This is a genomic window from Streptomyces durhamensis, assembly GCF_000725475.1.
Taxonomy (GTDB): domain Bacteria; phylum Actinomycetota; class Actinomycetes; order Streptomycetales; family Streptomycetaceae; genus Streptomyces; species Streptomyces filipinensis.
On record NZ_JNXR01000009.1, the window covers coordinates 87,185 to 98,954 of the forward strand.

13 protein-coding genes are annotated in these 11,770 nt (G+C 72.5%); 5 read left to right on the forward strand and 8 right to left on the reverse strand.

The window, feature by feature from the left end; all coding sequences use genetic code 11:
- Positions 1 to 5 precede the first annotated feature (5 nt).
- Positions 6 to 947, forward strand: a complete 942-nt coding sequence (locus IO33_RS0115315; RefSeq protein WP_031164918.1) for an NUDIX hydrolase — start codon at positions 6 to 8, stop codon at positions 945 to 947.
- Positions 944 to 1,774 (forward strand): MBL fold metallo-hydrolase, encoded by an 831-nt coding sequence (locus tag IO33_RS0115320; protein ID WP_031164919.1) that lies wholly within the window; start codon positions 944 to 946, stop codon positions 1,772 to 1,774. The genes IO33_RS0115315 and IO33_RS0115320 overlap by 4 nt, the downstream gene beginning before the upstream one ends.
- Here the strand turns inward: IO33_RS0115320 and IO33_RS0115325 are convergent.
- The 4 genes from IO33_RS0115325 to IO33_RS0115340 all read right to left on the reverse strand — a co-directional run bounded on the left by IO33_RS0115325 (position 1,771) and on the right by IO33_RS0115340 (position 4,935).
- Complete coding sequence (locus tag IO33_RS0115325; protein ID WP_051926751.1) at positions 1,771 to 2,268, reverse strand: SRPBCC family protein; 498 nt, start codon at positions 2,266 to 2,268, stop codon at positions 1,771 to 1,773. The two genes, IO33_RS0115320 and IO33_RS0115325, sit on opposite strands and share 4 nt — an antisense overlap.
- Positions 2,256 to 3,167, reverse strand: coding sequence for an RNA polymerase sigma-70 factor (locus IO33_RS0115330; RefSeq protein WP_031164921.1), 912 nt, complete (start codon positions 3,165 to 3,167; stop codon positions 2,256 to 2,258). Before IO33_RS0115330 ends, IO33_RS0115325 begins: the two co-directional genes overlap by 13 nt.
- Before the next feature lie 109 nt (positions 3,168 to 3,276).
- Positions 3,277 to 4,101, reverse strand: coding sequence for a nucleotidyltransferase domain-containing protein (locus tag IO33_RS0115335; RefSeq protein WP_031164922.1), 825 nt, complete (start codon positions 4,099 to 4,101; stop codon positions 3,277 to 3,279).
- A 159-nt stretch (positions 4,102 to 4,260) separates the two neighbouring features.
- Positions 4,261 to 4,935 carry a Crp/Fnr family transcriptional regulator gene (locus IO33_RS0115340; protein ID WP_030734182.1) on the reverse strand — a complete coding sequence of 225 codons (675 nt, stop codon included), beginning with the start codon at positions 4,933 to 4,935 and terminating at the stop codon, positions 4,261 to 4,263.
- Between the two features lie 276 nt (positions 4,936 to 5,211).
- On the opposite strand from IO33_RS0115340, the gene nth reads away from it, so the two are divergent.
- From nth to IO33_RS0115355, 3 genes are all read left to right on the forward strand, one after another.
- Complete coding sequence (gene nth, locus IO33_RS0115345; RefSeq protein ID WP_245235797.1) at positions 5,212 to 6,204, forward strand: endonuclease III; 993 nt, start codon at positions 5,212 to 5,214, stop codon at positions 6,202 to 6,204.
- A gap of 54 nt (positions 6,205 to 6,258) precedes the next feature.
- Positions 6,259 to 6,984 (forward strand): NUDIX hydrolase, encoded by a 726-nt coding sequence (locus IO33_RS0115350; RefSeq protein ID WP_037685484.1) that lies wholly within the window; start codon positions 6,259 to 6,261, stop codon positions 6,982 to 6,984.
- A 95-nt stretch (positions 6,985 to 7,079) separates the two neighbouring features.
- Positions 7,080 to 8,279, forward strand: coding sequence for a MarP family serine protease (locus tag IO33_RS0115355; protein ID WP_031164928.1), 1,200 nt, complete (start codon positions 7,080 to 7,082; stop codon positions 8,277 to 8,279).
- Positions 8,280 to 8,315: 36 nt separating this feature from the next.
- Here IO33_RS0115355 and IO33_RS52415 read toward each other — a convergent pair whose 3' ends face one another.
- The 4 genes from IO33_RS52415 to nhaA all read right to left on the reverse strand — a co-directional run bounded on the left by IO33_RS52415 (position 8,316) and on the right by nhaA (position 11,666).
- Positions 8,316 to 8,495 (reverse strand): hypothetical protein, encoded by a 180-nt coding sequence (locus tag IO33_RS52415; RefSeq protein WP_078963655.1) that lies wholly within the window; start codon positions 8,493 to 8,495, stop codon positions 8,316 to 8,318.
- 172 nt (positions 8,496 to 8,667) lie between these two features.
- Positions 8,668 to 9,600, reverse strand: a complete 933-nt coding sequence (locus IO33_RS0115360; protein WP_031164930.1) for an alpha/beta fold hydrolase — start codon at positions 9,598 to 9,600, stop codon at positions 8,668 to 8,670.
- Positions 9,597 to 10,085, reverse strand: a complete 489-nt coding sequence (locus tag IO33_RS0115365; RefSeq protein WP_031164932.1) for a phage holin family protein — start codon at positions 10,083 to 10,085, stop codon at positions 9,597 to 9,599. The genes IO33_RS0115360 and IO33_RS0115365 overlap by 4 nt, the downstream gene beginning before the upstream one ends.
- 126 nt (positions 10,086 to 10,211) lie before the next feature.
- Positions 10,212 to 11,666, reverse strand: a complete 1,455-nt coding sequence (nhaA, locus tag IO33_RS0115370; RefSeq protein WP_031164934.1) for a Na+/H+ antiporter NhaA — start codon at positions 11,664 to 11,666, stop codon at positions 10,212 to 10,214.
- Between the last annotated feature and the right edge of the window lie 104 nt (positions 11,667 to 11,770).

The following is an 11,770-nucleotide window of genomic DNA, read 5'->3' on the forward strand; positions in this document are numbered from 1 at the left end:
CGGCCATGGCGAACGGTCAGTGGTACCCCCCGGAGTGGCCGGACCGCATCCGCGCGCTCGCGGCCGGCACGCTCACCCCGGTGTCCCCCAGACGCGCGGCCACGGTGCTGCTCCTGAAGGACACCGCGTCCGGCCCGGCCGTCCACATGCTGCGCAGACGCGCCTCCATGGCCTTCGCCGGAGGCGCGTACGCGTACCCCGGAGGCGGGGTCGACCCGCGGGACGACGACCGTCTGGTGCGCTGGGCGGGCCCCACGCGCGCGTGGTGGGCGGACCGGCTCGGCGTCGACGAGCCGGGCGCCCAGGCGATCGTCTGCGCGGCCGTACGGGAGACGTACGAGGAGGCGGGCGTGCTGCTCGCCGGGCCCGACGCGGAGTCGGTCGTCGGCGACACCACCGGCGAGGAGTGGGAGGCGGACCGGGCCGCGCTGGTCGCGCGCGAGCTGTCCTTCGCGGAGTTCCTGCACCGGCGCGCTCTGGTGCTGCGCTCGGACCTGCTGGGCGCCTGGACCCGCTGGATCACCCCCGAGTTCGAGGCCCGCCGCTACGACACCTGGTTCTTCGTGGCCGCCCTGCCCGAGGGCCAGCGCACCCGGAACGCCTCCACGGAGGCCGACCGCACGGTGTGGATCCGCCCCGAGGAGGCAGCCGCCGGCTACGACGCGGGCGAGCTGCTGATGATGCCGCCCACCATCGCCACCCTGCGCCAGCTGCTGCCGTACGCCACCGCCGCCGAGGCGCTGGCGGCGGCCCCCGCGCGTGACATGACGCCGGTGCTGGCCCGCGCCCGCCTGAGGGACGGCGAGGTTGTGCTGTCCTGGCCGGGGCACGAGGAGTTCACCAAGCGCATCCCGAAGGATCCGACGGCCACCGGCACGAGCGCCGCGCCGGGCACCGGTACCGGCGCCGCGACGACCGCCGAGACGACGGGTGGAGGCCCCGCATGACCGACGCAAGCGCCCTGCCGGGCCAGCCCCGCGGCCAGGTGCTCTCCGGCCCCGCCACCGAACGGGCCGTCAACGTCCTCGCGCCCAACGCCTCCGCGATGACCCTGGACGGCACCAACACCTGGATCGTCGCCGAGCCGGACTCCGATCTCGCCGTGGTGATCGACCCGGGTCCGCTGGACGACGGCCATCTGCGTGCCGTCGCCGACACCGCCGAGAAGGCCGGCAAGCGCATAGCCCTGACCCTGCTCACCCACGGCCACCCCGACCACGCCGAGGGCGCCGGCCGCTTCGCGGAACTGACCGGCACGCGCGTGCGTGCCCTCGATCCGGCGCTGCGCCTGGGCGACGAGGGGCTGGCCGCCGGCGACGTGATCTCCGTCGGCGGCCTGGAGCTGAAGGTCGTACCGACCCCCGGACACACCGCGGACTCGCTGTGCTTCCATCTCCCGGCCGATCAGGCGGTGCTGACGGGCGACACCATCCTCGGGCGCGGTACGACGGTCGTGGCGCACCCCGACGGCCGTCTCGGCGACTATCTGGACTCCCTGCGCCGACTGCGGTCCCTGACGGTGGACGACGGCGTGCACACCGTTCTGCCGGGCCACGGGCCGGTCCTGGAGGACGCCCAGGGTGCCGTGGAGTTCTACCTCGCGCACCGCGCCCACCGGCTCGCCCAGGTGGAGACGGCGGTCGAGGACGGCTACCGCACCCCCGCCCAGGTCGTCGCCCACGTGTACGCCGACGTGGACCGTTCGCTGTGGCCGGCGGCGGAGCTGTCGGTGCGGGCCCAGATGGACTACCTGAGCGAGCACGGGCTGATCTAGCGGGCGCCGGTGCGGCGCGGCCCCTCCCGCCTCGCCGGATCCGCCGCGGGGGGACTGGTCAGCGCCTCCTCGGCCGCCGCGAGGATGCTCCGGAAGGCGCGGGTGATGACCGGCCGGGCCAGGAACCGGGTCAGGAGCGGGCCGACCAGCGGCAGCGGGATCTCCGCCCGGGTGGTCCAGCGGACCAGGGTGCCTCGGTCGGTCCGCGTGAACGTCATACGGCCGAGTTCGTGCCGGGCCGACGGCACGCTGCGCTCCACGACGTACTCCGTGGCGTACGGCGGGTCGTACAAGGTGATGCGCTCCCGGAACCAGCCGATCAGCCACAGGTGGCTGCGGACCGCGCCGAGGCCGTAGGGCGCCTGTTCGCCCTGCCGGGTGAGCCGGCAGCGCAGCACCAGGGGCGAGGCGGTGTAGTGGGTGGTCGTCGTGAGCCAGGCGAACACGTCATCGACGGGGGCGTCGATGACGCGTTCCACGGTCATGGTCTCCATGTCTGTCGGCCTCCTCGGCCCAGTGGTCCTCTGTCGAGTGGCCGCACCACGTCGGCGCGGTCCAGCTTGTCGGGGTTGCGCATGCCGTAGAGGCCGGTGATCCGTCCGTCCCGGATCTCGAACGCCACCAGCCAGTCCAGCGCGTCGCCGGTGAGGAACCGTGCTGCGGGCATGCCGTTGTAGAGGGCGGGTTCGACGCGGGCCGTCGTCGCGCTGGTGCCGTACACGCCGAGGACGAACCGGGCGACGTCGTCGCGTCCGGTGACCGGGCGGCGGGCGGCCACGGCCTTTCCGCCGCCGTCGGAGATCACCACGACATCGGGCGCCAGCAGGTCCATCAGCGCCTGTACGTCGCCGTTCGCCGCCGACCGCAGGAACCGCTCGACGATCTCCCCGGTGGCGGCGGAGTCGGGCTCGAAGCGGCGGCGCCGCGCATGGACGTGGCCGCGGGCGCGGTGCGCGATCTGCCGGACGGTGCCCTCGGCCTTGCCGACCGCAGCGGCGATCTCCCCGTGCGTGTAGCCGAACACGTCGTGCAGGACGAACACCGCTCGCTCGGTCGGGCTCAGCGTCTCCAGGACCAGCATCATGGCCATCGACACCGACTCGGCCAGGACCACGTCCTCGCCGACGTCGGGCTGGGTGCGGATCGGCTCGGGCAGCCACGGGCCCACGTACTCCTCACGCCGGGCCCGGACCGCGCGCAGGTGGTTGAGCGCCTGTCGGGTGACCGTGCGCACCAGGTACGCGCGTGCGTGCCCGACGGTGGCCTGATCGACCTCCCGCCAGCGCAGATAGCTCTCCTGGAGCACGTCCTCGGCGTCGGCGGCGCTGCCGAGCATCTCGTAGGCGATGGTGAACAGCAGCGGACGGTGCTCGGTGAAGGCGTCGTCGGCCATGATGTGCCTCGGCTCCTCTCTCGGGACGGCACTGAGACACGTCCGGGCGGCGAAGCGTGACAGTCCGCGGCTGTGACTCGGGTCACAGTGCGATCCCTGCGGGTCTCGGTCAGTCCTCCGGGCGCGGGTTCTTCACGCCGTGCACGCGCGCGTACTCGACGGCGAGCCAGGGCCCCAGGTCGTCCACGTCGGCCCGCAGCACGTCCGCGTCGCCGACGGGCTCGTAGCCGTACCGCGCCGCCGTGCGCAGCTGTGCGGCCCGCTCGGGGTAGAAGGCGGCGAACGCCTCGGCCATCTCGCGCAGGTCGCTGGTCCAGCCGTTCCAGCGGGGCATGACGAGCGTGAAGCCGGTGCGGACGAGATGCCGGGACATGAAGCGCACGAGCGGCCGCCGGGCCTCCTCGGTGGCGTCCGCGCCGGCGATCCGCTCCCGCCAGCGGGGCAGCCACCGCGCCAGGTCGCCGTTGGTCTCGCGGGCGAGCAGGGAGTCGGGGCGGTAGCGCGGCAGGTACTCGGCGAGGTCCTCGCCGAGCAGCGGGGTGCACAGGCAGGCGACGAACCAGGCCAGGTCGTACCGCTCCAGCTCGCTCAGCAGCCGGTCCCTGCCGTACAGCAGGATGCCGACGCCGTCGATCTGCGGGAACCGCGCGTCGACCGCCTCGCCGAGCGCGCGGACGGCATCCCGGTCGGCGCCGGCCGGCTCGTCCCGGAGCGCCACCAGCAGGTCCAGGTCGCTGCGGCCCACGCGCGCGGTGCCGCGCGGGACGGACCCGTAGAGGTAGGCGCTGTGCAGCCGCGTCCCGAACACCTCCGGTAGCCGGTCGCGCGCGGCGGCCACGACCGGGCGGAAGGCGGCGGGCACGCGCGCGAGGGAGCCTTCGCGCGCGATGAAGCCCTGGTCGTCGAGGCCGGGCCGACGGATCGTTTCAGCCATGGGCCGTCCGTGCCGGCCTCAGTCTGCCCGGAGGGTGCGCACGAGCCCGTCCGGGCCGAAGCGGGGGTCCGGGGTGGCGTCCCCCGGGTGGGGCGGCCACGACAGCGGGGTCCGGCTCCGGGAGAAGCGGGACCCCAGGTCGTACGGCCGACAACGGCGTCAGCGCGACCGCTTGGCCAGCCTCTCCACGTCGAGCAGGATCACCGCACGCGCTTCCAGGCGGAGCCACCCGCGCTGCGCGAAGTCCGCCAGCGCCTTGTTCACGGTCTCGCGCGAGGCGCCGACCAGCTGGGCCAGCTCCTCCTGCGTGAGGTCGTGGACGACGTGGATGCCCTCTTCGGACTGCACGCCGAAGCGGCGCGAGAGGTCCAGCAGGGCGCGGGCCACACGGCCGGGGACGTCCGAGAAGACCAGGTCGGACATGGCGTCGTTGGTCTTGCGCAGTCGCCGTGCGACGGCGCGCAGCAGGGCGCCGGCCACCTCCGGGCGGACGTTCAGCCAGGGCTGGAGGTCACCGTGGCCGAGACCGAGCAGCTTGACCTCGGTCAGCGCGGTCGCGGTGGCCGTGCGCGGGCCCGGGTCGAAGAGCGACAGCTCACCGATCAGCTCGCCGGGACCGACGACGGCGAGCATGTTCTCGCGGCCGTCGGGGGAGGTGCGGTGCAGCTTGACCTTGCCCTCGGTGACGACGTACAGCCGGTCGCCCGGGTCGCCCTCGTGGAACAGGGAGTCGCCGCGTGCGAGGGTCACCTCACTCATGGAGGCGCGAAGCTCCGCGGCCTGCTCGTCGTCGAGAGCCGCGAAGAGCGGGTTGCGCCGCAGAACGTCGTCCACTGAGTTCTCTCCTTGTCGACCTGCTCAGGGGATCTTGCTCCCCCGAGTGCCAGGGGACCGTGTTCCCCATTTTGCCGGACGGTCCAAACAGTGTGATCTGTCACAAGGATGCCGCACAGGTGTCCCGGGGTAAGCGTCAGGGGTCCAATCGGAGTCCGATCAACAGGGTCCGGGGCGGATGTCGGTGCCGGGCTCTAGGCTGGCCGGGTGTCCAATTCGCCGGTGACAGCACAGGCCAAGGGGGTTCAGCGGGTGGTTGCACGTCGCGATTCTGCTGTGGGCGAACAAGGGTCCGGTGACGGTAAGAAAACCGGAAAAGCGGCCAAAAAGGTCATCTCCGCCAAGGGGGCCGACTCTGCCGGGAAGGCCGCCTCGGCGAAGAAGACCACCTCCGCGAAGAAGGCCACCGTCGCGAAGAAGGTGGTCGCGACCGGCGAGGCCGTGGCGGTGAAGAAGGCGGCACCCGCCAAGAAGGTCGCCGCGAAGCCACCGCGGGACGAGTCCCGCACCGCGCTGGTCCGCCGCGCCCGCCGCATCAACCGCGAGCTCGCCGAGGTGTACCCGTACGCCCATCCCGAGCTGGACTTCGAGAGCCCCTTCCAGCTGCTGGTCGCCACCGTGCTGTCGGCCCAGACCACCGACCTGCGCGTCAACCAGACGACCCCCGCGCTCTTCGCGAGGTACCCGTCCCCCGAGGACCTGGCCGCCGCCAACCCGGAGGAGGTCGAGGAGATCCTGCGCCCCTGCGGCTTCTTCCGGGCCAAGACCAAGTCGGTGATGGGGCTGTCCAGGGCGCTCGTCGACGACTTCGGCGGTGAGGTCCCGGGCAGGCTGGAGGACCTGGTCAAGCTGCCCGGTGTCGGCCGCAAGACCGCCTTCGTCGTGCTCGGCAACGCCTTCGGGCGGCCCGGGATCACCGTGGACACCCACTTCCAGCGGCTGGTCCAGCGCTGGCAGTGGACCGAGGAGACCGACCCCGACAAGATCGAGGCCGCCGTCGGCGCGCTGTTCCCGAAGAGCGACTGGACCGACCTGTCCCACCATGTGGTCTGGCACGGCCGCCGTATCTGCCACGCCCGCAAGCCCGCCTGCGGCGCCTGCCCCATCGCCCCGCTCTGCCCGGCCTACGGCGAGGGCGAGACCGACCCGGACAAGGCGAAAAAGCTCCTGAAGTACGAGAAGGGCGGCTTCCCCGGCCAGCGGCTCAAGCCCCCGCAGGCGTACCTCGACGCGGGCGGCAAGCCGGCCCCGCCGCTGGGGGCCGCGTGACGGAACGATCTCGGGGCCCTCGGGCGTTGGACAGGCAGAGCGACGGGGGTGGCGATGGCGAGGACCAGTGAGACGCGGGGCGGTCCGGTGGCGCGCGGTGCGGCGGCGCGCGGCCCGGTGACCCTGAGCAAGGAGGGGCTGCCGGAGTGGCTGGGGCCGGTGGTGCGGGCGGCCGAGACGGTCGAGCCGGTCCAGCTGAGCCGCTTCCTGCCGCCGGAGAACGGCTCGGGCCGCAAGTCGGCCGTGCTGATCCTCTTCGGCGAGGGCGAGCGCGGCCCGGAGCTGCTGCTCATGGAGCGTGCCGGCTCGCTGCGCTCGCACGCCGGGCAGCCGTCCTTCCCGGGCGGCGCGCTCGACCCCGAGGACGGCGACCCGCACGCCGACGGGCCGCTCCGGGCCGCGCTGCGCGAGGCCGAGGAGGAGACCGGCCTGGACCCGTCGGGCGTCCAGCTTTTCGGCGTGCTGCCCGCGCTGTACATCCCGGTCAGCGGTTTCGTGGTCACGCCGGTCCTCGGCTGGTGGCGCGAGCCCAGCCCGGTCGGCGTCGTCGACCCGAACGAGACCGCACGGGTCTTCACGGTCCCCGTGGCGGATCTCACGGACCCCGCGCACCGCGCCACCACCGTTCACCCCAGTGGTCACCGAGGTCCGGCATTCCTGGTCGAATCGGCTCTGGTATGGGGCTTCACGGCCGGAGTGATCGACCGCCTGCTCCATTTCGCGGGCTGGGAGCGCCCCTGGGACAGGGAAAGACAGGTCCCGCTCGACTGGCACTCATGACAGGGTGTCGTCCGTGCTGTGTCTTTCCGGGGGCCGACCCCCGGGCCCCCGGCCGGGCCGCGGGGAGCGGAATGGAGTAGGCGAGGCCTGAAGCAGTGAACGTGCTGGACATCCTGTTGCTGGTCGCGGCTGTGTGGTTCGCGGTCGTCGGCTACCGCCAGGGCTTCGTCGTCGGCATCCTGTCGGTGATCGGGTTCCTGGGCGGCGGCCTCGTCGCCGTCTACGCGCTGCCCGTGCTCTGGGACGCCGTGACCGACAACGCGGACGTCGGCACCACCGCCGCCGTGGTCGCCGTGGTCGTCGTCATCGTCTGCGCCTCCGTCGGCCAGGCCCTGACCACCCACCTCGGCAACAAGCTGCGCCGGTACATCACCTGGTCGCCGGCCCGCGCCCTGGACGCCACCGGCGGCGCCCTGGTCAACGTCGTCGCCATGCTGCTGGTGGCCTGGCTGATCGGCTCCGCCCTCGCCGGCACCACCCTGCCGACGCTCGGCAAGGAGGTGCGCGGCTCCAAGGTGCTCCTCGGCGTCTCCCGGGCGCTGCCCGCGCAGGCCGACACCTGGTTCGCGGACTTCTCCTCCGTCCTCGCGCAGAACGGCTTCCCGCAGGTCTTCAGCCCGTTCGCCAACGAGCCGATCAAGGACGTCCAGCCGCCCGACCCGGCGCTCGCGAACAGCCCGGTGGCCCTGCGCGCGCAGCGCTCCATCGTCAAGGTCACCGGCACCGCCCAGAGCTGCGGCAAGGTCCTGGAGGGCACCGGCTTCGTCTTCGCCGACCGCCGGGTCATGACCAACGCGCACGTGGTCGGCGGCGTCGACGCGCCGACCGTGCAGATAGGCGGCCAGGGCCGCAAGTACGACGCCAAGGTCGTCCTGTACGACTGGAAGCGGGACATCGCCGTGCTCGACGTACCCGACCTGAAGGCGAACGCCCTCCGGTTCTCCGCGCAGGACGCGGGCGGCGGTGACGGCGCGATCGTCGCGGGCTTCCCCGAGAACGGCTCGTACGACGTGCGCGCCGCGCGCGTGCGCGGGCGCATCACGGCCAACGGCCCGGACATCTATCACCGGGGCACGGTCCGCCGCGACGTCTACTCGCTGTTCACGACCGTCCGTCAGGGCAACTCCGGTGGCCCGCTGCTCACGCCCGCCGGACGGGTGTACGGCGTGGTGTTCGCCAAGTCACTCGACGACGCCGAGACGGGCTACGCCCTCACGGCCGACGAGATCCAGCCCGACATCGAGCAGGGTCGTACGGCGAACGAGCAGGTGGACACCGACAGCTGCGCCCTGTGACACCTGCGGAGCGCCTGTGACGCTCCGCAGGAAGGGTCAGCCGCGCGGGTGACGCAGGCGCACCGACACCCAGCGGGCGCGGCGGCGCAGGATGTGCGGGATCCCCACCCGGAGATCCGCTTCCGCGAGTTGCGGGTTGCCTCGCTGAGGCGTGCTCAGGCCTGTGGCCGAGCGGCGGTTGCGGGGTGCGTCACTGTAGTCGTGCGTCCAGCCCATACCCCGACGTGTGCCCCCGCCCGAAGGTCGATAACCGCTTGAGCGCCGCCCAATTGGCCTATGCGGCAGGCATGTGGCCGTTCGGGGGACAAGCGTTCACGATCCGGATACTCCACGCATCGAGCCCGTCACCGAACGGTCACAAATCCACACGCCTGCCGGCGCGTGCGGGTCACCGGTCCGGCTCGGGGTCCTTGAGCCAGTTGACGAGTTCCTGGGAGAACGCCGCCGGGTCCTCCTCGTGCGGGAAGTGGCCGAGGCCGTCGAACAGCCGCCAGCGGTACGGGGCTTCGACGTACTCGCCCGAACCGGCGGCGCTGCGCGTGCGTGTCACCGGGTCCAGGGAGCCGTGCAGATGCAGCGTGGGCACCCGCACCGGCCGCTTCATCCGGCGGTTGAACTGGATGCCGTCCGGGCGGGCCAGCGAGCGCACCAGCCAGCGGTACGGCTCGATCGCGCAATGCGCCGTCGACGGGATGCACATGGCCCGCTGATAGGTCTCCACCGCCTCGTCCTCCGGCGGCTGCGGCCCGGACCAGTCGCGGATGAGCCGGCCCACCAGCGCCCCGCCGTCCGCGGTGAGTTGACGCTCCGGGATCCACGGCCGCTGGAAGCCCCAGATGTAGGAGTTGGCGGCCGTCTGCCGGGCGTCGCGCAGCATGGCCGCGCGCCAGCGCCGCGGATGCGGCATGGAGACGACCGCGAGCCGCCGTACGAGCTTGGGCCGCATAGCGGCCGCCGTCCACGCCAGATAGCCGCCCAGGTCGTGGCCGACCAGTGCCGCGTCCGGCTCGCCGAGCGAGCGGATCACGCCGGTGACGTCGAGCGCGAGATTGGCGGGGTCGTACCCGCGGGGCGTGCGGTCGCTGCCGCCGACACCCCGCAGGTCCATGGCCACCGCCCGGTAGCCCGCGTCCGCGAGCGCCACCAGCTGGTGCCGCCAGGTCCACCAGAACTGCGGGAAGCCGTGCAGCAGCAGCACCAGGGGGCCGTCGCCGAGTTCGGCGATGTGGAAGCGCGCGCCGTTGGCAGCGACGTCCCGGTGCGTCACCTTTGTCCCGTGGGGGAGGTCGAGCCGTACGGCCGAGGGGGCGGGGTCCGTCATGACGACGAGCGTGCCACAGCCTCGATGGCCGCGGGGCCCCGGTCCTCGGGCAGCTCCGGGCGCGGGTGCGGCTTGGCGTTCTGCAGGACGCCCGCCGTCTCCTTCATCGAGGCGGCCACCTTCTGCGGACCCTGGCTCTTCTTGGCCTTCTTCGCGAACGCCACGCCGATCAGCGCGAGGAGACCGGCGACCAGCACGTTGGCCGCGAAGGACAGCAGGAAGCAGACCGCCAGGTTCCAGCCGCTCCAGGTCCGGATGCCGTACGCGAGCGCGAAGTTGAGCATCGGCAGGGAGAACACCAGCACGGCGCCCGCCATCGAGAAGGCGCCGCCGCTCACCGCGCCCTTCTTCACGTCTTGCTTCAGCTGGGCCTTGGCCAGGGCGATCTCGTCGTGCACCAGTGCCGACAATTCGGTCGTCGCCGAGGCGAACAGCTGGCCGATACTGCGTTCGGCGCCGACCGGGCTGCCGTCGGGTGCGCTCATCGCGTTCTCCCTCAGAAATCTCTCGTGCCGCAGGCGTTCCGTCGGGTACGGCCGCCCCGCGGCGCGGCCGTCCTGTCCGGCCGTCCTGCATCAAGTGGCCGTCTTGTTTTGTACCGTCTCGTCAGATCATGCCGGACTGTCGTCCTCCTCGCCTGCCCCGCCCGCTACTTCCTGAAGCCCGTGGCGCGTCGCGGCTACCCGCTCGGCGGCGATCCGCCGGTGTTCGGCGGCCTTGCGCTCGTGGATCTCGGCCATACGGAGGTGATAGGCGGGGTCGTCCTGCTCGTAGACGTCCGGGATGCCGTCGTGGTCCTCGTCGCGGTCCTCCGCCTCGCACAGCCTGCGGTACCTGGCGTTGCGTATCTTCAGCAGCACCGTCGCGCACAGCGCCGAAATCAGCGACCCGGTGAGGACGGCGGCCTTGACCTCGTCGGTGAGGACGGTGTCGCCGGCGAAGGCCAGCTCGCCGATGAGCAGGGAGACGGTGAAACCGATACCGGCGAGGGAGGCCACCGCGAAGACGTCGGCCCAGGCGAGGTCCTCGCTGAGGGAGGCGCGGGTGAAGCGGACGGTGAGCCAGGTGCCGCCGAAGATGCCGAGCGTCTTGCCGAGGACGAGTCCCAGCACCACACCGAGCGTCTCCGGCTTGCTGAACACGTCCCCGAGCGCCCCGCCGGAGAGGGTGACCCCGGCGCTGAACAGCGCGAACATCGGCACGGCGAGGCCCGCGGACAGGGGCCGCGCCAGGTGCTCGATGTGCTCGCCCGGCGAGTGCTGCTCACCCTCCCGGGTGGTGCAGCGCAGCATCAGGCCCATCGCCACGCCGGCGATGGTGGCGTGCACGCCGCTGGTGTAGGTCAGCGCCCAGATCACCACGGCCAGTGGCACGTACACGTACCAGCCGCGCACGCCCTTGCGCAGCAGCAGCCAGAAGACCACCAGCCCGGCGGCGGCCCCGCCCAGCGCTGCGAAGTCCAGCCGGTCGGTGAAGAAGACCGCGATGATCAGGATCGCGAAGAGGTCGTCGACGACCGCGAGGGTGAGCAGGAAGGCGCGCAGTGAGCTGGGCAGGGAGGTGCCGATGACCGCGAGGACGGCGAGCGCGAAGGCGATGTCGGTGGCGGTGGGCACGGCCCAGCCCTGTGGGGAGCCGTGTCCGGTGAGGTTGGTGAGGGTGTAGACGAGTGCCGGTACGGCCATGCCGCACAGCGCGGCGACCACGGGCAGTACGGCGGCCCGGGGTTCGCGCAGGTCTCCGGCGACCAGCTCGCGCTTCAGCTCGATGCCGGCGACGAAGAAGAACACCGCGAGAAGGCCGTCCGCGGCCCAGTGGGCCACGGACAGGTTCAGGCCGAGCGCGCCGGGGCCGAGGCGGAAATGGCTGACCGACTCGTAGCCGGCGCGGAGGGCGGGGATGTTCGCCCACAGCAGCGCCGCCACGGCGGCGACGAGCAGCAGAACGCCGCCGACGGTCTCGGTGCGCAGCGCGTCCGCGACGAGGGCCCGCTCGGGCAGAGAGAGGCGACCCAGTGCCTTGCGGGGGGCTTTGCCGGGGATTTCCTGGGAGCGGGGCGCGGCCACGGCGGGGACCTCCGGGTCGGTACGGCGTTGATCACGCCGTCGCGCGGGATCGCCGACGGCGCCGCCGACCAGACTTCCCGGCACACCCTGAGATCGTCATTTTA